The 25,782-nt window shown below is 69.9% G+C and carries 25 protein-coding genes; 6 read left to right on the top strand and 19 right to left on the bottom strand.

Features of this window, described 5'->3' with window-relative positions; genetic code table 11:
• Nucleotides 1–203: 203 nt before the first annotated feature.
• From M8C17_RS02155 to M8C17_RS02145, 3 genes are all read right to left on the bottom strand, one after another.
• On the bottom strand, nucleotides 204–2,741 hold the full coding sequence (locus M8C17_RS02155) for a DUF6493 family protein (RefSeq protein ID WP_252414468.1): 2,538 nt from the start codon (nucleotides 2,739–2,741) through the stop codon (nucleotides 204–206).
• Nucleotides 2,738–4,072 (bottom strand): SWIM zinc finger family protein, encoded by a 1,335-nt coding sequence (locus M8C17_RS02150; RefSeq protein WP_252414466.1) that lies wholly within the window; start codon nucleotides 4,070–4,072, stop codon nucleotides 2,738–2,740. The genes M8C17_RS02155 and M8C17_RS02150 overlap by 4 nt, the downstream gene beginning before the upstream one ends.
• Nucleotides 4,073–4,328: 256 nt before the next feature.
• Entirely contained in the window at nucleotides 4,329–4,730 is a 402-nt protein-coding gene (locus M8C17_RS02145; RefSeq protein ID WP_252414464.1) for a DUF4345 domain-containing protein, read from the bottom strand.
• Nucleotides 4,731–5,053: 323 nt separating this feature from the next.
• Between M8C17_RS02145 and M8C17_RS02140 the strand changes: the two genes are divergently transcribed.
• On the top strand, nucleotides 5,054–5,821 hold the full coding sequence (locus M8C17_RS02140) for a DUF642 domain-containing protein (protein WP_252414462.1): 768 nt from the start codon (nucleotides 5,054–5,056) through the stop codon (nucleotides 5,819–5,821).
• Nucleotides 5,822–6,017: 196 nt separating this feature from the next.
• On the opposite strand, the gene M8C17_RS02135 is transcribed toward M8C17_RS02140, so the two are convergent.
• Nucleotides 6,018–6,947, bottom strand: coding sequence for an NADP-dependent oxidoreductase (locus M8C17_RS02135; RefSeq protein ID WP_252414460.1), 930 nt, complete (start codon nucleotides 6,945–6,947; stop codon nucleotides 6,018–6,020).
• Between the two features lie 50 nt (nucleotides 6,948–6,997).
• Here M8C17_RS02135 and M8C17_RS02130 point away from each other — a divergent pair, with 50 nt between their 5' ends.
• Nucleotides 6,998–7,645 (top strand): TetR/AcrR family transcriptional regulator, encoded by a 648-nt coding sequence (locus tag M8C17_RS02130; protein ID WP_252414459.1) that lies wholly within the window; start codon nucleotides 6,998–7,000, stop codon nucleotides 7,643–7,645.
• A gap of 243 nt (nucleotides 7,646–7,888) precedes the next feature.
• Here M8C17_RS02130 and M8C17_RS02125 read toward each other — a convergent pair whose 3' ends face one another.
• From M8C17_RS02125 to M8C17_RS02105, 5 genes are all read right to left on the bottom strand, one after another.
• Entirely contained in the window at nucleotides 7,889–8,494 is a 606-nt protein-coding gene (locus M8C17_RS02125) for a dihydrofolate reductase family protein (RefSeq protein WP_252414457.1), read from the bottom strand.
• A 38-nt stretch (nucleotides 8,495–8,532) separates the two neighbouring features.
• A complete protein-coding gene (locus M8C17_RS02120) occupies nucleotides 8,533–9,072 on the bottom strand; it encodes a hypothetical protein (protein ID WP_252414455.1) in 540 nt (179 codons plus the stop codon).
• 107 nt (nucleotides 9,073–9,179) lie between these two features.
• Complete coding sequence (locus M8C17_RS02115; RefSeq protein ID WP_252414453.1) at nucleotides 9,180–10,181, bottom strand: GlxA family transcriptional regulator; 1,002 nt, start codon at nucleotides 10,179–10,181, stop codon at nucleotides 9,180–9,182.
• A 38-nt stretch (nucleotides 10,182–10,219) separates the two neighbouring features.
• Nucleotides 10,220–11,485: a prolyl oligopeptidase family serine peptidase gene (locus M8C17_RS02110; protein ID WP_252414451.1), complete on the bottom strand. Its 1,266-nt coding sequence runs from the start codon at nucleotides 11,483–11,485 to the stop codon at nucleotides 10,220–10,222.
• Between the two features lie 458 nt (nucleotides 11,486–11,943).
• The gene (locus M8C17_RS02105; RefSeq protein WP_252414450.1) at nucleotides 11,944–12,201 is read right to left on the bottom strand and encodes a transcriptional regulator; all 258 of its coding nucleotides are present in this window, start codon (nucleotides 12,199–12,201) and stop codon (nucleotides 11,944–11,946) included.
• Nucleotides 12,202–12,476: 275 nt separating this feature from the next.
• Between M8C17_RS02105 and M8C17_RS02100 the strand changes: the two genes are divergently transcribed.
• A complete protein-coding gene (locus M8C17_RS02100; RefSeq protein WP_252414448.1) occupies nucleotides 12,477–12,896 on the top strand; it encodes a hypothetical protein in 420 nt (139 codons plus the stop codon).
• Nucleotides 12,897–12,908: 12 nt separating this feature from the next.
• Here M8C17_RS02100 and M8C17_RS02095 read toward each other — a convergent pair whose 3' ends face one another.
• The 4 genes from M8C17_RS02095 to M8C17_RS02080 all read right to left on the bottom strand — a co-directional run bounded on the left by M8C17_RS02095 (nucleotide 12,909) and on the right by M8C17_RS02080 (nucleotide 15,774).
• Nucleotides 12,909–13,658, bottom strand: coding sequence for a hypothetical protein (locus tag M8C17_RS02095; RefSeq protein WP_252414446.1), 750 nt, complete (start codon nucleotides 13,656–13,658; stop codon nucleotides 12,909–12,911).
• A 41-nt stretch (nucleotides 13,659–13,699) separates the two neighbouring features.
• Nucleotides 13,700–14,017: a hypothetical protein gene (locus M8C17_RS02090; protein WP_252414444.1), complete on the bottom strand. Its 318-nt coding sequence runs from the start codon at nucleotides 14,015–14,017 to the stop codon at nucleotides 13,700–13,702.
• Between the two features lie 9 nt (nucleotides 14,018–14,026).
• Nucleotides 14,027–14,710: a hypothetical protein gene (locus tag M8C17_RS02085; protein ID WP_252414443.1), complete on the bottom strand. Its 684-nt coding sequence runs from the start codon at nucleotides 14,708–14,710 to the stop codon at nucleotides 14,027–14,029.
• Nucleotides 14,711–14,949: 239 nt separating this feature from the next.
• Nucleotides 14,950–15,774, bottom strand: a complete 825-nt coding sequence (locus tag M8C17_RS02080; RefSeq protein ID WP_252414442.1) for a phytanoyl-CoA dioxygenase family protein — start codon at nucleotides 15,772–15,774, stop codon at nucleotides 14,950–14,952.
• Nucleotides 15,775–15,903: 129 nt separating this feature from the next.
• Here M8C17_RS02080 and M8C17_RS02075 point away from each other — a divergent pair, with 129 nt between their 5' ends.
• The gene (locus M8C17_RS02075; protein WP_252414441.1) at nucleotides 15,904–16,761 is read left to right on the top strand and encodes an AraC family transcriptional regulator; all 858 of its coding nucleotides are present in this window, start codon (nucleotides 15,904–15,906) and stop codon (nucleotides 16,759–16,761) included.
• A 950-nt stretch (nucleotides 16,762–17,711) separates the two neighbouring features.
• Complete coding sequence (locus M8C17_RS02070) at nucleotides 17,712–18,818, top strand: hypothetical protein (RefSeq protein ID WP_252414439.1); 1,107 nt, start codon at nucleotides 17,712–17,714, stop codon at nucleotides 18,816–18,818.
• A gap of 186 nt (nucleotides 18,819–19,004) precedes the next feature.
• Here the strand turns inward: M8C17_RS02070 and M8C17_RS02065 are convergent, their stop codons facing one another.
• Nucleotides 19,005–20,186, bottom strand: a complete 1,182-nt coding sequence (locus tag M8C17_RS02065; protein WP_374557095.1) for an MFS transporter — start codon at nucleotides 20,184–20,186, stop codon at nucleotides 19,005–19,007.
• A gap of 446 nt (nucleotides 20,187–20,632) precedes the next feature.
• Here M8C17_RS02065 and M8C17_RS02060 point away from each other — a divergent pair, with 446 nt between their 5' ends.
• Nucleotides 20,633–22,225, top strand: a complete 1,593-nt coding sequence (locus M8C17_RS02060; protein WP_308209340.1) for an FAD-dependent monooxygenase — start codon at nucleotides 20,633–20,635, stop codon at nucleotides 22,223–22,225.
• A 241-nt stretch (nucleotides 22,226–22,466) separates the two neighbouring features.
• Here the strand turns inward: M8C17_RS02060 and M8C17_RS02055 are convergent, their stop codons facing one another.
• From M8C17_RS02055 to M8C17_RS02035, 5 genes are all read right to left on the bottom strand, one after another.
• A complete protein-coding gene (locus tag M8C17_RS02055) occupies nucleotides 22,467–22,874 on the bottom strand; it encodes an arsenate reductase ArsC (RefSeq protein ID WP_252415059.1) in 408 nt (135 codons plus the stop codon).
• Between the two features lie 167 nt (nucleotides 22,875–23,041).
• The gene (locus M8C17_RS02050) at nucleotides 23,042–23,788 is read right to left on the bottom strand and encodes an MIP/aquaporin family protein (protein WP_252414436.1); all 747 of its coding nucleotides are present in this window, start codon (nucleotides 23,786–23,788) and stop codon (nucleotides 23,042–23,044) included.
• Nucleotides 23,789–23,847: 59 nt separating this feature from the next.
• On the bottom strand, nucleotides 23,848–24,510 hold the full coding sequence (locus tag M8C17_RS32105; RefSeq protein ID WP_308209339.1) for an arsenate reductase ArsC: 663 nt from the start codon (nucleotides 24,508–24,510) through the stop codon (nucleotides 23,848–23,850).
• Nucleotides 24,503–25,204 (bottom strand): helix-turn-helix domain-containing protein, encoded by a 702-nt coding sequence (locus M8C17_RS02040; protein ID WP_252414435.1) that lies wholly within the window; start codon nucleotides 25,202–25,204, stop codon nucleotides 24,503–24,505. The genes M8C17_RS32105 and M8C17_RS02040 overlap by 8 nt, the downstream gene beginning before the upstream one ends.
• A gap of 181 nt (nucleotides 25,205–25,385) precedes the next feature.
• Entirely contained in the window at nucleotides 25,386–25,763 is a 378-nt protein-coding gene (locus M8C17_RS02035) for a metalloregulator ArsR/SmtB family transcription factor (protein WP_252414433.1), read from the bottom strand.
• Between the last annotated feature and the right edge of the window lie 19 nt (nucleotides 25,764–25,782).

Raw genomic sequence — 25,782 nt, 5'->3', positions numbered from 1 at the left:
GGGCGGAAGCCTAGCCCAGTTGATCTCCGAGTGCGGGAGTGGCGTACGACTTCCCGTGATAGCCGTGTTGCATCGATGAGAAACGGGCATCGCGTCCAGGGCGCAATCGCCGGATGTGTTGCAGGCGATGATCAAGACGTTCGCGCAGACGTTGATATCCCCGGAACCGGCGGCTGTCGAAGTCGCAGGTCTCGAAGGTGGCATCACCGGTCGAGTGCGATGGCTAGGCGCCGCGCCTCGATGACCAGCCGGCTCGACCCGCCGCGCGCGGCGACCTCGGCCAGCCCGGGCACGTCGATCCGGGCGCCGGTCGCGCCCGCCGTCTCCGCCGCCAGGGTCAACAGGTCCGGGGTGCCGCGCGGGGCCTTCGGCGCCGCGAGCAGCGCGGGCAACGCGGCGGCGAGCAGGCGCCAGGTGCTGAGCGGGGCACCGGCGGCGGCCGCGTCGCGCAGCGGCTGCAGGGTGCGGGTCAGCGTGACGTCACCGACGGCGGCGAGGGTGCCGAGGTGGGCCCCGACCGTGGGAGCGTCCAGGTCGCCGGCGGCGGCCAGCATCAGCAGGGCGTCAACGGCGGCGACCCGGTCGGACTCGTGCCGGGCACCCAGGCCGTACGCGAGGGCGAGGTCGACGGCGGGACCGCCGTCGCCGCCGCACTCGGCGAGCAGTGGCAGGATCGCGGCGCCGCCGGACAGGTCCTGATCAGCGCTGCTGGCGATGTCAGGCAGCGCGTACGCCGCGACCAGTCCCCGGTGGCCGGGCAGCACGGCCGGCCAGAGCAGGGCCGCGCCGCCGACGTAGCTGTCGACTGATCCGGCAGGCACGGTGAGCAGGCCGAACGGGTCGTCGACGCCCTCCGGTGGGCTGACCTGCACGTGCGTCCGCTGCCGGGGCAGCTCGTCGTACCCCCAGTCGTAGCCCTGTCGGCGCTCCCGGCGGGGCAGCGTGACCACCCGCTGGTCCGGGGTCGGCAGGCCTCCGGCGCGCAGCCATCCGGCGAGCCGGCTACCGGCGGGCGTGCCGAGCGCCGCCGCCCTGGCCGCGAGGGGCTCGTCGACCCGCGCAGGCAGCCGCAGCAGGGCCTGCGTCAGGTCCACCTCCCACGCGCCGCGCTCACCGAGCCGGGTCAGGCGGTCGTACAGCACCTCCGGGTCGATGGCGCCGTTTGCCGTGGTCGGGGCTGCGAGCAGACCGGGGTGCTGGGGCGGGCCGACGCGGTCACCGATCTCGGCCAGCCGGGCGCGCAGCAGCCTGTGCGGCGGGGGTACCCGTGGATCGAGGGACGGTCCGCCCGGCGTGCGGCGCCGCAACGCCGCCAGCATCGCGGCCCACCGTCCCCGCCGTACGCCCCCCTCGACCGGGTCGGCCGCCGCGTGCAGCACCCCGCCGAGGAGACCGCACAGGCAGCACGGATCCCACGGGTGCTCCTCCGCGCCGGCGCGGTGCCGCCGCAGCACCGGAATCAGGGCGTCTTTCAGCCGGACCCGGTCGCTACCAGCGAGCCGGACCACTGCGTCGAGGACCCGTTCCAGACCGGACGCCGTCGTGGGGCCGCCGAGCAGGGAGGCAGCCTCCTCCGCCAGCTCGTCCGGGTCGGTGATGGCCGGGGACGCGGGCAGCGGGCCGGCCGGTGGCGGCAGGTCGTCGCCCACAGCACCGACCACAACCCGCGGGGCGACCACGTGACCGTGCCGGGCGGCCAGCGTGCCGGCCCGGTCGCGGACGTCCGCCGCCGGGTGGTCAACCGCTGTCGCGATGACCTCGGCGATCTCCGCCGCCCGGTCGGGGTGCCGGCGGGCGACCTGGTCCAGCCAGCCGAGCTGTGCACGGACCAACGCCTTGTCGGGCCGGACGAGGACGGCCCGCGACGCGTCAAGCAGCCCCTCGACCTCCACGCCGTCGAAAGCCCGCAGCGTCTTCTGCGCCACCGACGCCACGAACCCGGGGGCGTCAGCGAGCAGGCGCAGGTAGTCTCCGCGATGCCGGTCGACCTCGCTGGTAGTGGGCTCCAGCAGGGCGTGCAGGGCGACGAACGCGCGCAACGCAGCCGGCCGGTCGCCGCGCAGCAGCCGGCTCACGCAGCCGTCGAGCAGCATCGTCCGGTCCAGGCGGCCCTCGCCGGCCAGTCGCGCCAGCGCTCGCGGCATAGCGAGCTTCTCGTCGGTCATGAACTCGTCGAAGGACATCCGCGTCCCTGCGCCATCCACCTCGAACAGGCGCGGCACCAGGGCGTCGAGGAACACGTCCGCCCGGAGCCGGTCCACCAGCGGGACCGGTCGCTGCCACTCCGGCGGCCACGCCATCATGGCGAGCCACCCCTCCACGAACTGATCACCGGTGGGTGTCGCCGCCTTCTCGGCGGCGAGCAGCTCGGCGACGAATCCCCAGCCGTCCATCGGGTCGTCCCGGCGGAGCCGGTCCGCCAGCCGGTATGCCAGCTCGGCCAGCCAGGGCACCCCGCGCGTCCGCGCGACCTCGACCACCAGCCCGGCGTCGGCGCCCCGCAGCGACACGTTCCGCCGGCCAAGCAGCTCGGCCGCCGTGGCGGCGGTGGGCAGGCACCCGACCGCGGCCACCGCCAGGGCCGTCGCCTCGTTGTTCCACCACCAGTTGTCGCGCCGCCGGCGTACGTGGGCCACCAGCCCGTCGGCGAACGACCGCCGCCCCTGCTCGTCGAGGCCGGTGACCGCGTCGACGGCCGCGCCGATGTCACCCTGGACCAGGAACTCGAACGGATCGGTCACGCCCCGACCTCCACCGGAGCGCCCACCATCGTCGTGGCGAGCGCGTGCTTGCAGGGCCCGCGCTGACCGCGGTGCCGCGCCCACCACGGGCAGGAGCAGGTGTACGAGCCGTCCGTCCGGCGGCGGACCCGGTAGACCTCGTCGCCGTGGCGTACGGTCGCCACCTCGCTGTCGAGGGTGACCGCGCCCGCCTCGACCAGCGCCCGCGCCCCGACCAGCCGGGGATTGTCCCGCTCGGCCCGGCCGGCGTCGTAGGGCAGCACCCGGTGGAAGTAGCCCGCCTCGGCCACGTCGAAGCCGACCCGACCGGCGGTGCCCAGCTGGGCCAGCGCGGCCCGGACCCGGTCCGCCGAGATCCCCGCCGAGGCGGCCAACGCGTGGACATCGATCGTCGGGTCCCAGGACAGCAGCGCGGCGACCAGCGCGGCGTCGTCGGCGACGTCGTCCGTGGCGAGCGCGGTCAGCGCGCCGCCCTCCCCGGAGAAACCCCGGTGGGGCTCCGGCGACAGGGTCAGCGACAGCCGCAGCGCGCCGGTGTCGAGCTCCCACACGCTCGGCAGCGGCGGGGACCCGGCCGCCGCCGGTGGCCCGTACACCCGCAGGGTCTTCGCGTACCGGATCAGCCCACGCAGCGTGGCGAGCCGTCCGGCGCCGGCCAGGCACACCGCGCCGGGCACCGGGCGCGAGGTCAGCCGCAGCGAGCGGCCGGCCGGCACCGCCCAGAGCACCGACCGGTCGTTGCCCGCCGGCAGCCGGCGCAGGAAGGCGGCCGCCTCCGCCGCCGGGACCTCCGCCCGCGGTTCCATGGCCGCGGCGATCAGATGGACCTCGGCGAACCCCCGCAGCCAACGCCCGGGCAGCGGCACCTTCTTCTCCACCACCTGGCCATCGAGGGTGGACACAGTCAGGTCGTCCGGCCCCACCGACAGGTGCAGCGGATCGATGCCGCCCACCCGGGCCAGCGCCTCCCGCAGCGGCGCGTTCACGTCGACGTTGGTGGTGCCGTGCTCGACGATGTCGCCATCGAACCCGGCAGGCACGACGTCCAGCCGCGCGTACACCCCGCAGCAGCCGGAGAACGACTCGAAGCGCATCCGGTCCCGGCTGCCGGTGACCACGGGATCGAGGCTCGCTGGGCTGACCGGCTGGTGATACCGGGTCCGGGCGACTTCGGCGACCGCCAGCAGCCCGGCGGCCGCCGCCTGCGGGGTCGTCAGAAAACCGGAGAAGAACCGGGGGTTGGTCGCGGGCCCGCCGCTGGTCTGCAGCGCCAGGTCACCCCGGTGCAGCGTGGACGGCTGGAGGTAGCGGTAAGTCTGAAGGGCGCTCACGGCTGCAGAACTTACGACCGACCCCCGACACCCGCACGACGCGGGCTAGCCGGCCAGCTGCGTCGTCGCAACGGCCGTGTGCTTGAAAGACGACGGCAGATGGCAGCAGGCGCAGGCCGGAACCGCAGAGCCAACCGGTCTCCAGTTGTTTGCGGACGCGGCGGTTCTTGCGGGCGTTGTGGCGCAATGCAGCGGCGATGTTGGTTCGGGTGCCAAGTCGGTCAGGGTTTGCGGCCGACGCCTCGGTAGACGGAAGCTAGGCTGACGCGCCCCGGCGGGCAGCGTTGGACACCCTCGCCTGCCACAACAGCACAGTCGGAACGACCACGAGCTCAACGCCGAGGGCGCCGAGGAAGATGGGGTGCGGCCAGCCGGAGACCGCGGCGGCGAGTAACCGGGCCAGACCGCCGAGAAACGCCGCGCCGAGTGCGACGCGCAGCACGGCGGTAGCCTGCTGCACCCTTGGGATCGCCCACCATACGACCACCCCCGCAACGAGCCAGAACGCATTGGTGAACCGGTACTCGCTGTCCACGGTGGCATCGACTGGACCGCTACCCGGCAACGCGGTCGGCCCTGCCAACATTCCGTACAGACCCGAAGCCACCGCGACCGAAGCCAGGATCGCCAGTACGACTTGCAAGCCTCGCTTGCTCACCAAATTCTCCCTCGCCCGCCGCCCTCGCCACCGATGATCTTCCGATAAGTACGAGGCCACGATGTGGTGCGGAGCCTACCGATCGGGCGTATCCATCACCCGCTCGCTGTCCGCTCCGCCGGCATCGACGAATCACCGGTGGCCAGCCGCTCCGGTCATCATGGTGAGCTGGCTGAATCACCGCTTCTGCTGGCGATGCCTTGTCTTCGTCGCCAGCGGCGCCACAGTGGTCTGCTGATAGGCCGACGGCAATGCCGTTGGGCAGGCGATGTCAAGGCTCTCCGATGCTCAACCGTTGTCGGATTTTGGCCGACTGTTGGGAATTGAACGGCCTTGCCAGCCTTTGCGGCGTCACCGTAACGTCACTGACGGGCATCGACTTTCTAGCGTCCGGTGGTCGATCCGCGATACGGATTCCCGGCACCGTCCCGGCCAGTGCCAGTGCCTACGTCGGAAGGACAACCATGGGAACGAGACGTTCGCGTACCCGTCGCACGGCAACCCGGGTGGCGCTGGCGGTGGCGCTGTCCGCCCTACTGACCGCCCTCACGGCGAGTCCGGCGGCGGCGGCCCCCGTCTTCGCCGACGGTTTCGAGAGCCCCGCCATCACCAGCGACTTCACGGAGTTTGCCGCCGGCCAGCAGATCGGCCCGTGGACCGTCACCACCGGCACCGTCGGCCTGACCCGCGACTGGCAGGCCGCGGAAGGCAACCAGTCACTCGATCTCAACGGGTTCAGCCCGGGTGCGGTCGCCCGTACGCTGCCCACGAAGCTGCTCACCACATATCGCGTGAGCTACGCCCTCGCCGGCAACCCCGACAACGGTCCCCTCATCGCGACGGGCAAGGTCACGGCCAACGGCCAGACCGTCGACAGTTTCTCCTTTGACACTGCCGGCCACACGCCATCTGCCATGGGGTACGTGTACAGGAGGTTCTACTTCACCAACATCCTGTCCGCCGCCACGGTTCTGCAGTTCGCCAGCACTACGGTGGGTGCCTTCGGCCCGGTCATCGACGACGTACGGGTCGAGAGCTGCCTGCTCGTCATCTGCCCCGCCGTCACGGCCACGGCCGTCCGAGTCGACTAGTACCGACGCCGTTCAGCTAGCGGTTTGCCGGGCTGTTGGTAGGCCCACGCCCTCCGGCAGCCCGGCTGACCGCCAGCTGTTCAGGAACGCAGCTCACCTCGACGCATCACCGGCACGTCGTCGATGATCAGCCACGACAAGATCGACAGGGCGCCGTACACGCCCTCAGCTGCCCCCGATGCTCGGTGGGGGCACCCTACGGCTTCAGCACGATTTTGCCTCGCGCGTGGCGGGACTCACTCAACTCGTGGGCGGCGGCCGCCTCTTCCAGCGAGAACACGGCAGCGACCGGCACTGTGAAACGACTCTGCTCGGCGAGTTCGCCGGCGGCGGCGATTCCTTCGAGAGCCGGTGTGTCCGCGCCGGGGCCAGAACCGCGCGACAGGTGCACGCCGTAGGCCGCGGCGTCGATGTCGGCGATGCTCACCACCCTTTCCGGGCTCGCGACCAGGTCGACCAGGTCGGGTAGAGAACCAGAGCCGGCACAGTCGAGTACGACATCCACCCCGCCGGGCACCAGAGTGTGGACCCGCTCGGCCAGCCTGGGGCCGTAGGTGGTCGGAATCGCCCCGAGCGAGGCGACGAACTCATGGTTGCGGTCACTGGCAGTGCCGATGACGGCCGCACCGCGAGCGACGGCGAGCTGGATCGCGGTCGTACCGACCCCGCCGGCCGCGCCCTCGATCAACAACGTAGTGCCGTCCTTGACGCCCAGCCGGTCGAGCACTCGGGTGGCCGTCTCGATGTTGCCCGCCGCGCCGCCGGCCTGCTCCCAGCTCAGAGCAGCCGGCTTCGGTGCCCACGCGGCCAAGACGGCGTATTCGGCGTTCGCTCCGCCCATCTGGGCGTAGTCCGTGATCCCGAATACCTCGTCGCCTAACCGAGCCGTGGTCACCCCGTCACCGACCTCATCCACCACGCCGGCAGCGTCGACACCGGGCACGTGCGGCAGGCGCAGCGGAATCCAGTCCTGGAATCGGCCGGCGCGGACGTACGTGTCGGCCGGATTGACACCGGAGGCCCGAACCGCCACCCGTATCTGGCCCGGCCCGGCGTGCGGTTCTGGCGCCTGCGAGACCTCAAGGACACTCGCGGGACCGTACTTCGAAAATTGCAAAGCCCTCATGCACACGGACGCTAACGCAGGCCGCTGTCCGCCTCGCTAAAGTGAGAGCCGTGACCGATCGTTTGCCTCACGCTCTACGCTCCGACGCCCTGGACAACCGCGAGCGCATCCTCGAGGCCGCCCGCGCGGTCTTCGCCGTTGACGGCCTGGACGTGCCGATGCGGGAGGTTGCCCGGCGCGCCGGGGTTGCACCCGCCACCCTGTACCGCCGGTTTCCGACCAAGGAGATGCTGGTCACCGAGGCATTCGCAGAACAGATGTACGCGTGTCGCGCCGTTGTCGACGAGGGCCTTGCCGATCTGGATCCGTGGCACGGTTTCTGTCTCGTGATCGAGAAAATGTGTGAACTGCACGCACGAGATCGAGGCTTTACCGCAGCTCTCATTTCGACCTTTCCCAATGCGGTGGATTTCGACGCACGCCGCGAATACGCGCTCAGAGCGATCGACGAACTGGCCCGCCGCGCCAAGGAAGCGGGCCGCCTGCGCCCCGACTTCGTCCTGGACGACGTGATCCTCGTGCTCATGGCCAACAGCGGTATCCACGCGACCTCGCCGACTACCCAGGTCACCGCCTCCCGGCGCTTCGCCGCGCTCGCCATCTCGGCATTCCAAGCCTCCCCGGATGTCTCGCCGCTCCCGCCCATGGCGCGGCTGGCGCCCCCGGCATCGGCATCCAGACGCGGCCAAGTGGGCTAGTCCTTCTTCCTCGTAGCGGCGCTGCCAGACGTGGCCGATGCCGTAGTAGCGGCACGTCTGCGCCACGTTCCCGCTGACCTCTTCCGCATGGCGCAGGATCGCCAACCGCCGCCGAACCCGGCGATTCGCAACAGCGGTGTCCCTGCCCGGGCCCGCGAAGCACTGGTCGATCAGATCTTCGCCGTCGGCGGTGAGCCCGGTCATCTTCGTGAAGGTGGCTTTCGAGCGTCCGGGTCAGGGCGCTCAGGACTGGACGCGGTAGGTCACGTGCGTGACCGACGTCGTGGCGCGTGCGCTGATCTGCTGCAGGTCCAGCGGCGGGACGCCATCGAACAGTCGCGTGCCGGAGCCCAGGGTGAGCGGCGCGATGTGCAGCCGTAGCTCGTCGACGAGGCCGGCGGCGAGGTACTGGTTGACGGTGGTCGCGCCGCCCATGACCGCGACATCGCCGGCGCCGGCCGCCGTGCGCGCCTGCGCCAGCGCCGACTCGATCCCGTCGGTGACAAAGTGGAACGTGGTGCCGCCGGTCATCGGCTGCGGCGCTCGGGCGTGATGGGTGAGCACGAACACCGGGGCGTGATAGGGCGGGTTGTCGCCCCACCAGCCGTTCCATTGCCGACCCCACCCGCCTCGTACGGGGCCGAACATGTTGCGCCCCATGATGAACGCGTCGGCGGCGGTGATCCGCTCGATCTCGACGCGGTTCGCGTCGGCGTCGGCGTGCCAGGCGTGCAGCCTGTCACCCCAACCGTCGCCGCCGTCGTCACCGAACGGGCGTTCCTCGCTCTGGTTGAGCCCGGCCGCGTAGCCGTCGACCGAGATCGTGAGGTCGCAGATCACTCTGCCCATCAGTGTTCCTTCCTGCGAGAGGCTTGTTGTTCAGCGCGTCACGTGGCCAGTCCGAGCACGACCAGGCCGAGCCCAAGGGGCAGGTCCAGCGCAATGCAGGCCTCGGCCAGCGAACGCGACACGACCGCCCGGCGGTGGTGGTGCACAGCGTCCCACGCCGCGTGGGAGGCCAGCACCAGCCCGGCCACGACCAGGCCGACGTCCGGGTCCAGCGCCAACGCGGCGAGCGCGAGACCGGCGTACACGATGCCGCCGACGAACTGCGCGGCCACCTGCCGGCGCGGGGCACCGACGAGCACTGCCACGACGGCGAGCACCACCGCGGCGGCGCCCAGCGGCACCCATCGGCCCACGCCGGTGATCTCCCCGACGGCGATGACGGCGCTGCCTGCCGGCACGGCCACCCACGCCATCCACGGCCGGTCCAGCGCGGCCGCGGCGAGATAGCAGAGCACGGCCACCCACACGCAGGTGACGGCCGTCTCCCGGTCGGCGACGGTGACCAGCGCGGCGATGGCTGCGGCGAGACCGGCTGCGGTCGGCCAGCGGCGCGACAGCCACGAGGATGCGGGATTCATGCCCTCACTCTGGCCGCGCTGTACGCCGGTGCCGAGCCGCACGCGGCTGCGCGTCAGAAATCCTGGCACTCCCGGCACGGAACCTGCGTCACCGTTCCGAACCTGCGTCACCGTTCCGAACCGGCGCCTACGGTCGTCGACGACACGGTCCGGTACTGCGACGGCGGCACCCCGTACTGCGCCACGAACGCCTGCCGCAGCGTCTCCATCGACGTGAAGCCGCACCACCGTGCGACCATGCCGATCGGGTGGCCGGTGGTCGCCAGCAGCCGCGCTGCCGTGTCCAGCCGAGTGCGGCGCACGAACTGCCCGGGCGGCATGCCCAGGTGCTCGACGAACAACCGGTGCAGCTGCCGCGCGCTCACCCCGCACTGCGCGGCGAGCGTCGCCGTGTCCAGCGTCGACGCCAGGTGCGTCGTCACATACGCGACCGCCCGGCGGACCAGGACATGGTCCGGGTTCGGTGCGGTGAACACGCTCATCTGCGCCTGGTTGCCCGGCCGCTGCAGATAGGTGACCATCGCCTGCGCCACCACCCGGGCCAGGTCGGGCCCGCAGTCCTCGGTCACCAGCGCCAGTGTCAGGTCCAGCGCACTCGTGACCCCGGCGGACGTGGCGACCCGCCCGTCGCGGATGAAGATCGGCCGTGGATCGACGCGGACGGCAGGGTACCGCCGCGCCAGCACGTCGGCGTAGTGCCAATGCGTCGTCACCCGCCGCCCGTCGAGCAACCCTGCCGCCGCGAGCACGGTGGCGCCGGTACACACCGACGCGATGCGCCGGGCCAGCGTGGCAAGCCGCCGCACGTGCGCGACGACGGTCGTGTCGGCGGCGGCGGCCTCGTGCCCCCGCCCCCCGGATACGACCAGCGTGTCGATCGGCCCGGTGGCGCGCTGCAGCGACCCGTTGCTGTGCAGTTCTAGGCCAGAGTCGCAGCGGATCGCCTGCCCGTTCGGTGAGATCAGTTCCGTCCGGTACACCGTCCGCCCCGCGATGCGGACAGCCAGGTCGAGTGTGGAGGTCACACAGGCGATGTCGAGCAGCTCGGAGCCTTCGTACCCGACCACCACCACCCGCCGCGCAGAGCCGTCGCTCGATGTTTCCGCCATACCCGAGATCCTGCCAGGCCGGTACATCGGTCGGTGGATCACCGACGACGGCGGGCCATCCACTGCCAGATGTGGGTGCCGTTGCGGCTCGGGTCGTTGCGGGCCACGTAGATCCAGGACCAGTGACCGGGGAACTGGTAGCCGTTCCAGACGACGTGGTCGTACAGGGTGATCAGTGATCCCGGGATGAGGTCGTGCGCGTGGATCGTGTTGGTCTCCGGTGGCACGGTGTCGTCGTCGCGCGAGGTGACCAGCCAGGTCGGGGTGTGGATCCTCGCCAGCTCCGCGTCGGTGATCAACGGTGGGCCTTCCCCGCCGAGCGGCTCGACGACGCCGCAGATCGGTACCGACGCGGCGAACAGGTCGGGATAGGCAACGGTCATCTCCAGGGACATGTAGCCGCCGTTGCTGCAACCGGCCACGTAGATCCGTTCGGGGTCGACACGCTTGCGGCGTACGAGGTCCTGAACGATCTCGCGGATCAGCGGGGCGAATCGGGGGCCGTCCTCCATCCAGTAGGAGGTGCTCTGCGGAGCGACGACGTACGCGCCGGAGAAGATCCGTTGAGCCTCCGGGGTGGCGAAGCCGAGCGCGCCGCGGTTGGCGCGCAGCGTGGTCTCGTTGTCGTAGTAGTCGTCGGGCAGTGAGGCACCCTCGCCGCCACCGTGCAACCAGAGGATCAGCGGCAGCCGACCGTGGCGGGGCGACCGCTCCGGGGAATACAACCGGTACTTCAGGCCCGAGCCCGAGACGTGGTGGCTGAAGGCGTCCACCTCGGGGTTCGACAGCCGCCCCTGCACGAAGCGCGTGATGGTGACCGGCGGGCCGTGGCGCCGGGCGAGCGGGGTGTTCTGCCTGATGGTGTAGACGAGGTTCAGCCGGACGTTGCGGCCCCTGCTCACGATGTAGCCGAGGGTGCCGCCGCCGAGTTGACCTTCGGCGTGGCTCAGCTCCAGGACGATGTTTCCGTGCCGGTCGAGCCGAGCCGCCGTCACCGTGCGGTCCAGGTCGTACTCGCTGAAGATCAGATCGCCGGGAGCGATCGGGATCGGGCTGGTGGCCTTGGCATGCACGGTGAATGTGCCGGGGGCCAGCCCGGCGGGGTCGATCGGCCCGAGCCGGCTGGTGTCGAGGGTGACCGAGGTGACCTGTTCACCGCCGTCGAGCGTTCTCGCGTCGAGGGTGAAGCTCACGCTGGTGGGGTGGTGGCCACCGGCGTGAGCGGCGGGGCCGGGCAGCGCTAGGCCGATGGCGGCACCGGCGCCACCGGCCAGGACGGTGCGGCGAGTGACAGACGTGGACATGCGGGCCCCCGTACCTTGCGACGTCGATGTTCATCGATAAATTCCAACCTAGCGTCGCAGAGATCCGCCGGCAACCGGTGCCGCCAGGGGTGATCACTGCGCCTGAGGTCGTTGGAGCTACCGAGAGGAAGCCCTGCCTGATCGCAGTCGCCGCGATCATTCCGTTCTACGGCACCGATCAACGGCGAAGTCGCCAGCATCAGGCGTACCCGTACGCTGACGCCCCGACGGCGGTCCTTCATGAACCTGGCGCTGTCGTAGTGCCGCCCGCCGGAGCGTGGGCTGATGCGGGCATGGACGGCTACCGGTTTCGGCCCGTCGAATCCTGTTCCACCGCACCCACGCCTCCGGGCATCGCTTCGGGTGAGCGTTAACGTCCTGCGGCCCGCTGGGCGGGACGACACGCCATTGGTGCAGTCAGCAGATTCACGGAACGCTACGGTCCGATGGCGGTCACGTCACCGTTTCCGCAGGAAGGCGTAGACGATCCTGTTGGAGGCGAATTCCGAAACGTTGACGAGGTCCCAACCAAAATGCCCAAGGACTTCGGCGGCAGCGACCGCTTCGCTGACCTGGTCGCCGCCTAGGCCGTGATGAGACACCACGGCCAGCAGGCGATAGGGGTACGTACTAAGGTCAGCCTTGCCCTGCAGAACCGCCCGGGCGGTGACTGTGCGGGTCCGGGTGATCTGCTCCGGGGTCTCTGCGGCGGGCATGCCCGGCACCATAGCGGCTCGTCGCTCGGGCAGTCTGCCAGTGTCGCAGCCGGTATGTTCGAGACGTGTCTGCGTTGGCCGGTGTTTCTCGTCTTGTCGTGGCGCTCGTTGCGGTGCTCGTCACTGCCGCCTGTGACGGTGCCTCGGCTCCGGCGGGTGCGCCGACCACAGGGGCGGCCACGAGCAGCGCCGCCTCCACGGCGCCCACCGGCTCGGTCGGCCCCGTCTACCGCGCTCAAGATCTGGAGCTGTGTAAGCGTACTGATCTTCGGCCGTTGGCGGAGCTGTCCCTGACGGTGGCCCGTACCGATCCGAAGCCACCTCTAGGGCAGCCGGGTGCGGCGTGTCTGTTCGAGATGCGGACGAAGGACGGGCATCAGGCGAACCTGCGGGTGGAGGCGTCCACGCCGGCCAGCGCGGAGGAGGCTCGGCTGCTCTACAGGGCTACGGCGCAGGTGACGGTGATGACTCCGGCCGGCGGCATCTCCGGTGTGGGCGACGAGGGCGAGGCCTTCACCAAGCGCTCCGAGCCCGGCTTCAAGTACGCCGAGTACATGGTCCACGCGCGCACGGGCAACCTGGTGGTGAAGGTCTGGCTGGCCGTCGGCGGTGCCTCGTACGCCGCCACCGAAACGCTCGCATCGAAGGCGCTGACGTTCCTCAGGGCGACCCAGGCGGCCGTACCCACGGTGTGATGCGCCCGTCGGTCATCCTCGGACGGCCTCCGGCCACCGCCCACCAGGTAGCTTCGAGTGGTCGCCGACCTGCGTCGCGATGTCTCGGATGTTGCCCAGCGCGTCGACGAAGCGCTGGCCGATGGTGAGCAGAATGTCCAGGCCGGCGGTGACCAGGTCTCCGATCGACTTGGCGAGGGTGGAGATGGCCCAGGGTAGGTCGATGACGGTTGCCCCTTCCGACGCTGCCTGCGTCAGTTTGCCGACCAGCCCCGTGACGATCTTCGCGAGTTCGACAGCGTAGTCGACGTTCGCCTTCGCGATCGTGAACAGCCACTGGCTGATGAACTCCGACTTGACGACGGACTCGTCGACCGCGGCTTTCTGCTTGAGTGCCTTCGCGTTGTACGCACTCGCCGCGTCGCCGGTCCACTTGGGCAGGTTCTCGTTCGCTGGATCGGTGGTGGCGGAAGAAAGCTCGGAGACCGGAGTCTTCACGTCGTTGACCCAGCGAAAGCTGACCTCGATCAGCGAGAGCACCGGCAGTTGATGCTCCAAGGCCTGCTCGACGCGGTCGAGGACGGCGTCCAGTCCGGCTCGGGTGGTATCCAGGCTGTGCTTGATCCACAACAATGCTGCCGGTCCGAGGAGCCACTTCCACTCCTGTACCTGCTCGACGATCTCGTTGAACTTGGCGATCGCCGCGTCGATGCCGGAGCGAATGTGGTCGAACGCCTTGTTGAACGGTTCCCCGTACTCAAGATCAGTGGTACCTGGCTGCATCGGATGCTCCGTGCCCTCTCCGAACGTCGCGCGGTGGGCCGCTAAGCCTTGTAAATCTCGTTGAGGTCCAGTGAGACGACCTCGTCGGCCCGGTCGTACTCATCGGCGATGCGACGCAAGGCCTTGCCAACCTGGTCGAATTCGGTCACCGCTCCATTCAGGACGGCGACCATGAAGGTGTGGAAGTCGTTGTACGCCAGCGAGTGGATGAGGACATTCGCGTCACCGATGAAGAAGGCCGATGGGTCGAGATGCAGCTGCTCCGCAGCGACCTTGATGGCGGCGACCCGGTCCGACAGCGTCAGCCACTTACCTCCCTCATCACGTAGCGAGTCGGTGATGACATTCAGTGCATCCATCTCACGACCTCACGAATTAGTCCGTCCGGCGTTGGCCAGCTCGAACGCGCGGAAGACGGAAAGGGCTTCGAACTGCAGCTGACCCGCGTCTGCCCGTGCGATCCGCCTGACGTCGCCGGTGATGCCGGTGATGCCGCCTCCGCGGATGTGCAACGTCAGACAGCCGTTGGGGCTCGACATGCTCGACTCGCCTTTCACCCTGGACAGGCGAGCCGCAGCGTCCAGCTCTGCCTCAAGGTCGGACAGTGTTCGCCAGGTGTCGCGCAGCCACGTGTGCTCGTCGACGTCCCGATCGGGGCTCCTGTCGGGCCGCTCCTGATCCGGCGATGCAGGACCTCTCTCCTCCGCCTGCAGATGAAGGAGCGCCGCCAATTCGAGGGCAGTCTGCACGGCGGCGGCGTACGCCTCGAAGAGCGCATCGGCGAACCCGCCGGGGCCGAGCTGGCTGCGCCAGTCGCGAGCGATCGTGACGGCTGAGACCTTTCGCTGGGTGTCGACCACCACGCGGACGGAGCCGGTTTGGTCCGCCCCGGAGCGCTCCTCGGGTCGCGGTTCACGTCCCGTCTCGCGCAGCGCACGATCGGCTTGCTCACGCAAGGCGGAATCGTCGCCCAGGAAGTCCAGACTCGCCAGTTTGAGGCGTTCATGCCTGCTGCCCTGCTGCATTCGCCCCCCGGCTTCCTGCTCGGTCAACGCTTTCCGTGATGCGCTCGCCACGGCGAGGTGGGACCACGGTACGTGAATGACCAAGATCCGGGGGACCCCGGGCGCTGGGCTGGACGTCTCGCCACGGCGAGGACATTGTCGCGGCAGAGATGCCCCGGAGGGCCGCGTCGATCTCCGCGGCGGTGTCCCGTCCGGCTTGAAGTGGCACCTGGTGGTGAGCGCTGAGCCGGCGCAGCCGATGACCGGCGATCCGCGGCTGGCCCGGCTCAGCCGGCCGTCGGCAGGAGGGGGTTCAGTTCGGTGGCGGCCACTTCACCGGGCCTCGCGCCGGGCAGCCAGGTGGCCAGGTCGTTGATCTGCGCCGGGTTGGCCGGCGGGGAGACGGTCAGGCCGTCGGCGAACCAGATCACGGTCATTACCTCCCGCATGCTCGTCGACGCGTTGGGCAACGCCTTGTGCACGGTCCAGCCCGAGTGGAAGGTCGCGTCTCCGGCCGCCATCGCGATCGGCGCCGCGATCGGGAACCGCCGGTCGGAGACGAGCCGTTCGAAGTGGTCCTCGGAGGCGTCGGAGATGACGACGTCACTGAGCGGACCGGCGGTGTGACTGCCACTGGCGAAGCACATGCCGCCCGCCTCGGGACTGACGTCGACCAGCGGCATCCACATGGTGATGCACCGATGCCCGTCCAGCGGCCAGTACATGGCGTCCTGGTGCCAGGGCGTGTGACCGCCCTGCGGCTCCTTGAACAGCGCCTGGTCGTGGTAGAGCCGAACCCGCTCGACGCCCAGTAGCGCGGCGGCCACGCCCGCGAATCGGTTGGCCAGACTGAACTGGGCCGCCGCCGGGTCGTGCCGCCATAGATTTCCGACCTGCAGGAACGCGCGACGGTAGGTGTCGCGCTCGTCCATTGGCGTGTCCTCGGTGCTCAGCTGCCGTACGCCGGCCGCGATCACGTCACGGAAGGCGGAGACCTCGCCGGCGTTCGCGACGCCGCGCAGCCGGACGTGACCGTCGCGCCGGTACGACGCCAGGTCCGCGGCGGACACCGGGTACGGGCTGGTCAACGGCGGCAGGTGGGTGATGGTCATGGCGGGATTTCCCTTCGCTCGGTGATGCTGTTTCGTCGCGCCGTGTTGTACCGACACCCCACCAGACGGCTGATGGCCACTCCCGGAATGACCTGGCAGGAGGGGTACGTTGTGGTCTACCGTCCCGGGATGGCACCCGTTACGGAGGTGGTGTCCCGACGCGGCGTCGCGCGTCTCGGGCATATACGACTCGCGGGGCGGATCGAGGGTGGGACCGGGATCCCAAGCCGTGCACCGCGCAGCTATCCGTCCTACGCCCTGACCTACGTCACCGCCGGGGCGGGCCGGTACCGGGACGCGACGCATGACATCCCCGTGGCACCCGGCACGCTGATCCTCATCTTCCCCGGACTGCCGCACTGGTACGGCACGGCAGGCGACGCCACCTGGGACGAGACGTTCCTCGTCTTCGACGGGCCATTGTTCGAGCTCGCCCACCGGTCAGGCGTCGTCGATCCCGGCCAACCGGTGCACACGGCGTTGCCGGTGGCCCTGTGGCAGGCACGCTTCGACGCCTTCCGCCGCCGCCCCCGTGCCTCGTCACCGGGGAGCGGCGACAGCGAGGGGTTGGAACTGTTGGGGCTCATCGTGGACGCAACCAGCGCCGCCGGCAGGACGAGGGAAGGCGTGCAGGCCGGCTGGTTCGCCCGTTCGGTGGAACTGCTCGAGGGTGAGTTGGAAACGCACATCGGCATGCCCGAGGTGGCCCGAGCGGTCGGAATGCCGTACGAGACCTGGCGTAGAGCCTTCCGCGCTCGTGCCGGTACTGGCCCGCAGCAGTACCGGAACCGGCACCGGCTGGACACCGCAGCGGAACTGCTGGAGCACACGTCAATGAGCACGAGAGACATTGCCGCCGTCCTGGGATTCAGCGACGAGCGACACCTCATCCGTCGCTTCCGCGCCCGCACCGGCATGACCCCCCGGCAGTTCCGGGACAGCCGGCAGGGTCAAGGAGCGGGTAGGGGGCACTCACCGCGGCGATGAACCGGTATACGTCAGCCCCGGTTGGCCGCCCCGTCTCGCGAGGATCCCACGACACCACGCGGATTCCTGTCTGCGCCACCCGACCGCCGTACACCAGCAGAGTCCTCCCCGGGCGTGCCGGAGCGCTGGCTCGGCGACGGGTCAAAGACCCGGGTGCGTCAAGCGTGATTACTCGCCGACCCGAGCTGAAATGCCAGCGCATCGGGCCGAGCAAATGGTCCGACGAGTGGCGTGACTTCTAACTGGTTCCATGCGGGCCTACTGCCCGCCCGCCGGTGTACGACGCCACCGATGAGGCGGATCTCGGGTCTGGATCGGATTGGCGGGGGTATCCGTTGGGGGAGGGGAGCGTTCCGCCGGGGAGCTGGACGCCCCGGGTGTCGGCGGGCAGCACGGTTCGCTGGCGGCGGAGACGGCCGGCGCGACCGGCGTGCGCAACGAGGTGCCGGGCCGGCCGAGGTGGTGGCGGCGGCGCGAGCCGGCTGGTGACCGAGGCCCACCGGCTCGCCACCGCGCTGAGCGCCTGACCCGCTGGTCGGCCCGCACTGTCGGTCGGCCGGAACACTTGTGAAGGCGCTGATCTGCCGTCGAGCGGGCGGAACGCTTCGTCGCGCGCACCTGATGGCGGGTAGGCGACCTGCGTCCGCGAGAGTTCGCCGACCGGATGATTGACGGCTAGCGCGTGGTCTTCGGCGCTGGCGCCGGTGTCGGTGCCGGTGCCGGTGCGAAGAGTTGACGCAGCGTCGGACGGATGGCCGTGGCCAGCGTGCCGTCGTCGCCAAGGGCCGGCCAGGTTGGCAATGGATCGACAGCCTCAACGAGTTGGTGATCGTTCCTGCTCTAGCGTAGACATCGGGTGCTCGCCCTCTTGGCTGTGAGCGGATGGCTTACCGGTTGCCTCTCGCCCGTAACGTGAGTTCAGTAGTTTCCTCGAAGGTTGGAGGAAGTTGTTGGGGAGTTGGCTGTCCTCCGTCCCCGGCGGGCTGGTCTCGGGCGCCATCGTCGGCCTGATCTTCGGCGTCCTCTTCGAGGACCCGCTCAAGAAACTGCTTCGGGCGGGCGTCCGACGGCTCCGCCGGATGATCACCAGGTCCGCAGTGCCTTTGGCCCTTGGACGCGAGTTCCGCCTCGGTCCGTTGCATGCGCCCTGCCTCATCCTTGAGGGCGACGGGACGCACGTCCTCAAGCCGGAGCGCATCAACGTGTTGGTCAACTCGGTCGGCGTCCAGCTGCCTGAGGAAATGGCGCGATGGAGAGCGGAGATAGCTGCCGAGCAAGAGCGCCGCAGAAGCACGGGTGAGGAGTCAGCCTGGAACGGGGCCATGTACGCCGTTGAGGACTTGGTCATTTCTCGTAGCGGGCCTAACGAGGAACCAGATGTAACTCTGATTTTGAAACACTCCGACTACTACACCTTCCTTGCAACTCAGCGCCTCGACCGCAGATTCCCAGGTGGCGCAACACCGAGAAGCCTTTATCTCGACGGGCGGGAGCCGAGACAGATCCCGGACTTCATGCGCTCAAGCTTCGGAATCAACATGGCAGTCGTCACCGCAGACAACTGGCTCGTCGTGTCCCGCCGCAGCCCACGAACGGCGACCGGCCAGGACATGTGGGCGCCGTCGGTCAACGAGTCGCTGTCCCCGGACAAGGACTCCGTGGACGGAGCGCCTCCGGACCTTTTCCGCGCTGCTCGCCGCGGCATGCGGGAAGAACTTCACCTCGAGGATGACCAGTACGACCTTCGCCTGCTGGCCTTCCACCTCGCAACGTCACTGTCGCAATGGGGCGTCATGTTCCTCACCCGCCTCGGCGCGATGTCTCGAGCCGAATTTGAGGCACACCTGTCGAGAGGCATCGAGGACGGCTGGGAACACCGGGCGATCGACTATGTACCGTTGAAGCCCGACTCGGTACTTCGCTACCTCCTGCGATCTGACCGACGGAACAATTGGACGCCGGCCGGGCCCGCCTTGTACTACCTGACCTTGGTCAATACCTACGGCCGGCGGCAGGTAGACGCCGCACTCGGTCGCGTTCTGCATGACCTCTCGTAATCCCTTTCGATGCGCTACGAGCCTCGATGGCCAGCCACGCATTCGAGTGGCGTGGGCTGGTGCCGCCAGATGGGCCGATCAGGTGCTGGAAGGTGCCCTCGTCGAGGTGCCGACGGCCGAGGCCAGAGGCATCGACCGGCGTACGGGAACGCCCGGATGACCGTTTGGTTGGTCTTGGTAGGCGGATTAGAGGTTGTCCGGCACGCGTTTGCGTGCCAGGACGGACAGGAGGATCAACAAGGCGGCGGCCTGCGCGGCCGCGACCGCCGTGACCAGCCGGGTCAGGGAAACCTCGTACAGGGTGCCCGCTGTGGCGCCCCCGATGAGCGCGCCGGCTCCTTGCACTGCGGCGAAGATTCCGTACGCGGTGGCCCGGCGTTGCCGCGGTACGAGGTCGGCCACGAACGCCTTGACGGTGGAGTCCTGCACCCCCATCGCGGCGCCCCACAACAGCACACCACCGGCGGCGATAGCCAGGCTGGTGGTGAACGCCAGGGCCGGCACCACGGCCACCAGGACCGGCAGGAGCAGCAGGATGCGCGGGCCGACACGGTCGTAGGCGGCACCGGTCGCTAGCGCCGCGATGCCGGCCGCTGCCATCGCTGCGGCGTACAGCAGCGGCACTCCGGCAACCGGTACCAGGCCGGCCCGCGCGAGGTGGAATCCGATCAACCCGAATGTCATCAACCCGCCTGTGCACAACGCGCACGCGACCGCGAACCACCAGAACAAACGCGGCAGAGGAGTGCGTGCCACCTCCTCGGCCGGCTCGTGTCTCGCGGCGGTGCCCGCTCGGCGCGGACGTACGGTCGCGGTGCGGCGCTGGATGACCACGAGCATGATCATCGCCAGCACTCCCGGCATGGCCAACACAGCCAGGCCCGGCCACAGCAGCCCACCTGCCGCGGCGATGAGCCCGGCCAGCAGCAGCGGGCCGGCGAACGCCCCGACCTGGTCGAGCGCCTTGTGCACCCCGATCCCGCGGCCCATCCCGACCGCGCCTGCCGCGTCGGCCAGCAACGCCGACTTCGCCGGTGAGCGCACTGCTTTGCCCAGCCGCTCGGCCACGATCAGAACCGCAGCCACCGCCAGCCCAGCGGCACCCAACGCCGGGGTCACCGCCAGCAGCGGCACACACACCGCCGTCAGCGCGTATCCGGCGATCGTCAACGTCCAATACCGGCGGGTCCGGTCGGCGAGCGGCCCAGACACCAGCCGCAGCACCAGCGCGGCCGCCTCACCAGCACCGGTGATCAGGCCGACGACCACAGCGGACGCGCCGAGCGAGGCAAGCAATGGTCCGTACACCGACCGGGCGCCCTCGTACACCATGTCCGCGGCCAGGCTCACCACACCGAAGCCGATCACCACCCGCCACGGCGACAACCGCGGCACATCCGACGACCTTCGATCACCGGAATCCGCGGAGCCGACCGCCCCCGACGCTGCATCACTAGTTAGCACAGCCTTACCTGACAGGAGCCGGTGCCGCACAGTCAACTCGAGGTCTCCGAGCACCCCGCCGCAACGGAACGGCATCGGCGCCCGCGCCCCTCGCTGCCGACAGATGTGGAGCAGCGACCGGTAGAAGAGGCGGCAGCGACTGAGCCGCTAACCCCGGTCGCCGCATCGCATCGGGTGGCCGGCTCATGCGGTTGGCGATACGGGTTTACCGTGAGGTCGAGACACGTGAGTCACGCGTCGCGCCAGGGGATCTGGATGGTCGGCATTGAGTATGTGATCGCCTTCGGGGCCACGGTCGGTCCGCTGGAGGCGTCGGTCGCGGTCGTCGGCCCTCGACGGATCGGTGTCCGGTGAGCGCCGTCGAGGTTCTGGTGGTCGGGGCGGGGCCAACCGGACTTGCCATGGCCGGGCAGTTAGCCGCCTTGGGTGTGCGGGTCCGGGTGGTAGATCGATCTCTCGACCGGGTTCAGGAGTCGCGTGCCCTGGCGATTCAGCCCCGCACTCTGGAGGTCCTCGCCAGTCTCGGCGTGACTGACGAGATGGTGGCCGTCGGGAACCGCACGGTGAGGATGTGTCTGCACGCGCGGGGGCGGGCGCGTACCGTGCCGCTGTTCGACTTGGGTTTGTCCGGCACCGCGTATCCGTACCTGTTGTTCCTGTCGCAGGCGGAGACCGAGCGCGTCCTGGGTGAGCACCTCGCGGCGGTGGGGCTCGATGTCGAACGGGGTGTCGAGCTGGTGGGTCTGGACGGTGCCGTCGACGGTGCGGTGGCGACGCTGCGGCACGGGGACGGCCGGGTCGAGCGGGTGGCGACCCGGTACGTGGTGGGTTGCGACGGCGCGCACAGCGCCGTGCGGCACCTCGCCGGAATCGGATTCGAGGGCGCTGCGTATCCGCAGACGTTCGTCCTGGCTGACCTGGAGGCTGACGGCCTCGACACTGGGATGGCGCACGTCTTCTTGTCCGAGCGGGGGATGCTGTTCTTCTTCCCCCTCGGACACCCGGCCACCTGGCGACTGCTGGTTATGCGGCCACCCGCTGAGGTGGTCGCACCAGATGCCCCGGTCACCGTCGACGAGGTGCAGGCACTCGCTGACACATATACCGATGCGACTGTGCGCCTGCGTGATCCTGTCTGGATGACCAACTTCCGGCTGCACCACCGCGCCGCCTCCCGTTATCGCGCGGAGTCGGTGTTCCTGGCTGGCGACGCCGCGCACATCCACAGTCCCGCTGGCGCGCAGGGCATGAACACCGGTATCCAGGACGCCGCCAACCTCGGCTGGAAACTCGCCCAGGCCCTGCGGGGCGGCGCCAGCTCGGCGCTGCTGGATACCTACGGGACGGAACGGGCGCCAGTCGGCCGGATGGTGCTGCGCTTCAGCGACCGGGCGTTCACCGTCGCGACGTCCACCAACCCGGCCGTCCGGTTCGCTCGTACCCGGATCGCCCCCGCTCTCATCCCGGTCGTGCTCGCGTCCCGGTTCGTGCGGGCCTCCGCCTTCCGGAGGGTTTCGCAGCTGGGCATCACCTACCGGAACAGTCCGCTTTCGGTGGAAGGACCGCGCCGGTCGCGGACCGGTCCACGATCCGGCGACCGGCTGCCCGACGTCCCGCTGCCCGGCACCGGACACGCCAGCACACTGCACCGGCTCACCTCCACGCCCGGATGGCACCTGCTGCTGTGTGGACCAGCCGCTGCTTGGCATGCCGGGGACACTGCGAGGCTGGCCCGGGATCAGCTCACCGTGCACCGTTTGGTCGCGCCCGACGCCACCGAAGCGGCCTCCACGTCCGCTGCTCAGGCGTTGCGACGGCTGGGTCTCGACCCCGGCGCTGGTGGCCTGGTACTGGTCCGTCCCGATGGACACATCGGCTACCGGGCTGGCGGCGCCGACCTGACCGGGCTGATCGCCTACCTGGAGCGCTGGCTCGGCCCGTAACCCTGCTCGCTGCTGTCACCGGCCGCACTGCGCTGAAACAGCGACAGGGCGGCAGGTGCCGCCAAAGGTCAGCCAGTCGGCGAGCGGCGCGCCTGTCGGTCGGTGCGATCTCCTCCGTCATGGCGGGACTGCCGGAAGCGCGACGTGGGCGACGGCGGTGTACGGGGCGTCGACGCTCTTGCTTCTGGGGTGCTGTGCTGCTCGCCGCCGAGGCGCGGACGGCGGGCAGCGATCCGATGATTCAGGCAGCAGGGATGAGTTCGGCGAGGAGCTTCTCCACCCGGTTACGGATGTCGTCGCGGATGGGGCGGACGGACTCGACGCCCTTGCCGGCGGGGTCGTCGAGCTTCCAGTCCTCGTAGCGCTTCCCGGGGAAGACCGGGCAGGCGTCGCCGCAACCCATGGTCACGATGACGTCGGAAGACTCGGCAGTGGTGTACTCGAGGAGCTTTGGCCTCTGGTCGGTGATGTCGATGCCGACCTCGCGCATGGCCTCGACGGCAGCGGGGTTGATGGTCTCGGCGGGGGCGGAGCCGGCGGAGCGGACCTCGACGGTCTCGCCGGCGAGGTGGCGCAGCCAGCCGGCGGCCATCTGGGAGCGGCCGGCGTTGTGCACGCAGACGAACAGGACGCTGGGCTTGTCGGTCATCAGGAGCCTCTCTTGCGGTCGTAGGGCCGGCTTGACCGGCGCCTGGTCAGGCACCGCCGGCAGGGTGCGGGCGGGGTCGCTGTTGCGGTCGAGCAGCTGGTAGCGGCCGGCGGGGCGCGGTGGATTGACCAGGCCCCGGTGCGCCTGGTCGTTGAGCCGCCTGGTGCTCATGCCCGGGGGTCGAGCGCCGGATCGCGTTCGCCCGTTGGGACGACAACCTGGTCAGCGGCCTTCCCGGCGTCGGGGTAGAGGGCGGCCAAGAGCCCGATGCCGACGGCGAGGCCGATGAGCTGAGCGATGACGAAGCCGGGAACGGAGGCGGGGGCGATGCCGGCGAAGGTGTCGGTGAACGCCCGCCCGATCGTGACCGCCGGGTTCGCGAACGAGGTGGACGAGGTGAACCAGTACGCGGCGCCGATGTAGGCGCCGACGGCGGCGGGCGCGACCGGCGCGCGACCGGAGCGGGCGAGCGCGAAGATGAGCAGGATCAGCCCGGTGGTGGCGACGACCTCGCCGAGCCACAGGTGTGCCGCCGCGCGGTCCTTGCCGGAGAGGTCGACGGCGGCCAGGTCGAACATGAGGTTCGCGAGGATCGACCCGCCGATCGCCCCGACGGTTTGGGCTGCGACGTAACCGGCGAGGTCACGGCCGGTGAGGCCGGTGCCGGCGCGGCGGCCGAGGAACCAGTCCGCGGCGGAGACGACCGGGTTGAAGTGCGCCCCGGACACCGGCCCGAAGATCAGGATGAGGGCACCGAGGGCGAACGCGGTGGCGATCGAGGTCTCGAGCAGTTGGAGCCCTACGTCGTCGGGGGAGAGGGTGGTGGCCATGATGCCGGAGCCGACCACGGCGGTGACCAGCAGAGCGGTGCCGGTGAACTCGGCCAGCAGGCGCCGCCGAAGTGCGATGGTCATCAGTCTGATCTCTCCTGTGCAGTGACGTCCCGGAGCCGGGTGTGGGCCGGGTGCGGTGATTACCGGTTCGCGGCGACGTTCAGGTCGTCGAGCAGGCGGCGGACGCGGCGTTCTATCTCGTCACGGATGGGCCGGACGTCGGACAGGTCGAGGCCGGCTGGATCGTCGAGGTCCCAGTTCTCGTAGCGGGTGCCGGGGAAGACGGGGCAGGCGTCGCCGCAGCCCATGGTGACCACCACGTCGGCGGCGCGGATGACCTCGTCGGTCCAGGGCTTGGGAAACTCGTCGGAGATGTCGATGCCTCGCTCGGCCATCGCGGCGATCGCCGCCGGGTTGACCTCGATCCCTGGTTCGCTACCACCGGACCAGGCGACGGCGTTGGCACCGGCGAGGTGGGTGAAGAATCCGAGCGCCATCTGAGAGCGACCGGCGTTGTGGGTGCACAGGAACAGCGCCACCGGGAGGCCGTCGCGGTGGTGCCCCTCGACGCGGGCCAGGGCCTGCAGGCGCTGGCGGGCGAAGCGTTCGGCCAGCAGGGGCAGGTAGTTGGGGACGCTGCCGACGGTGGCGAACTGGTCGTAGCTGGCGTGCAGAAACCGCTCCACGGTCTCAGTGCCGTAGGTGCCGTCGAACTCGGCGGCGAGGCGGGCGGCGGCGGTGCGCAGAGCGAGTTGCTGGTCGATGGAGAGGTCTTCGCGCAGGTACGCGCTGGTGTCAGTCATGGCGGTCTCCCGGACTCATGGCGGGGGTGATGACGGGGGCGACGCGGTCGATGCGGGCGGCGAGGTCGGCGAACGCGGCCTCGAACGCGGCGTCGGTGTCGACGCGGACCGGGTCGGGCACTGACCAGTGCAGCCGGGGCCGGACCGGGCCGCTGAGTTCCTCATGGGCGTTGTCGCAGACGGCGATGAGCAGGTCGTCGTCGCGCACGATGTCGGCGACGTGCGCGGTGCCGGTCGCGTCGAGCCGCAGCCCGTGGCGGCGGGCCACGGCGACGGCGCGTGGATGGACGCGCTCCGCGGGCTTCGTTCCGGCGGACGCGGCCGAGGTGTGGGTGCGGTCGGACCAGAGGGCGGCCGCGAGTTGCGAGCGGGCGGAGTTGTGGGTGCAGACGAAGACCACCCGACCCACCCGGGTCAGCGGCGCTGGCGTCAGCGTGGCCAGGGCCTCGGGTCGCAGGCGCAGATAGGTGCGACGGCGGTCTCCTTCGGACCGGCCGCGGACGACGAGACCGGCTTCGCTGAGGACCTTGACGTGGTGGGCGACCAGGTTCGTCGGCATTTCGAGGTCGTGGGCGATCTCGCCGGGGGAGGCGTCGCCCAGGGTGAGCGCGTCAACGACCGCCAGGCGCGCCGGGTCGCCGAGCGCGGCGTGGATCCGGGCGCGTCCCTGCAAGGAGGCAAGCTCAATAGTCATTGACTCAACTATCACTGAGCAATCGTGACGTTGTCAAGTCATGGTGAGTCAGTGGTCGGTGGGCGTACTGGCCGCACCCGGCTGCTGGAGGGTTCCGCCGAGGGCCTGATTTCCTGGGCCTGAAGCGGCCGTTCTTCCAGGCGATCCGCGCCGAGGAGCGACCGGCTGGGGGCAGGGTTGACTATGAGGCGGTTGCCGGTTCGACGGTGAGCAGCGCCGCGAGTTGGCGCAGGACGGCCGGTCGGGCCCGGTAGTGCACCCAGGTGCCGCGCCGCTCGGCATCGACGAGGCCGGCCTCGCGCAGTGTCTTGAGGTGATGCGAGATGGTCGGGCCGGTGAGGTTGAAGGCGGGGGTGAGGTCGCAAACGCAGGCCTCTCCGCCCTCCGCGGAGGCGATCATCGACATCAGCTGCAGCCGGACCGGGTCGCCGAGGGCCTTGAAAGCCGGCGCGAGCACCGCGGCGGTCCCGGCCGGCACGCGGTGCTGCGCCAGCGGCTGGCAGCAGGGCGCATCAGCGGTCAAGTCGATCAGGGCGAGAGGCGTGGCTTGCTTCGACATGCCTCTAGGTTGACATCCT

It is taken from the genome of Micromonospora sp. RHAY321 (assembly GCF_023896955.1).
Taxonomy (GTDB): Bacteria; Actinomycetota; Actinomycetes; order Mycobacteriales; family Micromonosporaceae; genus Micromonospora.
Note: the sequence above shows the minus strand (reverse complement) of the source record. Positions and strands in the feature narration are given on the sequence as shown.

Excerpts from the sequence above, each read along its gene's own strand:
- M8C17_RS02110 (WP_252414451.1), bottom strand. The coding sequence starts at position 11,485 with ATGTCCACGTCTGTCACTCGCCGCACCGTCCTGGCCGGTGGCGCCGGT.
- M8C17_RS02120 (WP_252414455.1), bottom strand. The coding sequence starts at position 9,072 with ATGAATCCCGCATCCTCGTGGCTGTCGCGCCGCTGGCCGACCGCAGCC.
- M8C17_RS02050 (WP_252414436.1), bottom strand. The coding sequence starts at position 23,788 with ATGACCATCGCACTTCGGCGGCGCCTGCTGGCCGAGTTCACCGGCACC.
- M8C17_RS02095 (WP_252414446.1), bottom strand. The coding sequence starts at position 13,658 with ATGCAGCCAGGTACCACTGATCTTGAGTACGGGGAACCGTTCAACAAG.
- M8C17_RS02040 (WP_252414435.1), bottom strand. The coding sequence starts at position 25,204 with ATGACTATTGAGCTTGCCTCCTTGCAGGGACGCGCCCGGATCCACGCC.
- M8C17_RS02055 (WP_252415059.1), bottom strand. The coding sequence starts at position 22,874 with ATGACCGACAAGCCCAGCGTCCTGTTCGTCTGCGTGCACAACGCCGGC.
- M8C17_RS02125 (WP_252414457.1), bottom strand. The coding sequence starts at position 8,494 with ATGGGCAGAGTGATCTGCGACCTCACGATCTCGGTCGACGGCTACGCG.
- M8C17_RS02115 (WP_252414453.1), bottom strand. The coding sequence starts at position 10,181 with ATGGCGGAAACATCGAGCGACGGCTCTGCGCGGCGGGTGGTGGTGGTC.
- M8C17_RS02135 (WP_252414460.1), bottom strand. The coding sequence starts at position 6,947 with ATGAGGGCTTTGCAATTTTCGAAGTACGGTCCCGCGAGTGTCCTTGAG.
- M8C17_RS02080 (WP_252414442.1), bottom strand. The coding sequence starts at position 15,774 with ATGACCATCACCCACCTGCCGCCGTTGACCAGCCCGTACCCGGTGTCC.
- M8C17_RS02090 (WP_252414444.1), bottom strand. The coding sequence starts at position 14,017 with ATGGATGCACTGAATGTCATCACCGACTCGCTACGTGATGAGGGAGGT.
- M8C17_RS02075 (WP_252414441.1), top strand. The coding sequence starts at position 15,904 with ATGGCACCCGTTACGGAGGTGGTGTCCCGACGCGGCGTCGCGCGTCTC.
- M8C17_RS32105 (WP_308209339.1), bottom strand. The coding sequence starts at position 24,510 with ATGACTGACACCAGCGCGTACCTGCGCGAAGACCTCTCCATCGACCAG.
- M8C17_RS02035 (WP_252414433.1), bottom strand. The coding sequence starts at position 25,763 with ATGTCGAAGCAAGCCACGCCTCTCGCCCTGATCGACTTGACCGCTGAT.
- M8C17_RS02105 (WP_252414450.1), bottom strand. The coding sequence starts at position 12,201 with ATGCCCGCCGCAGAGACCCCGGAGCAGATCACCCGGACCCGCACAGTC.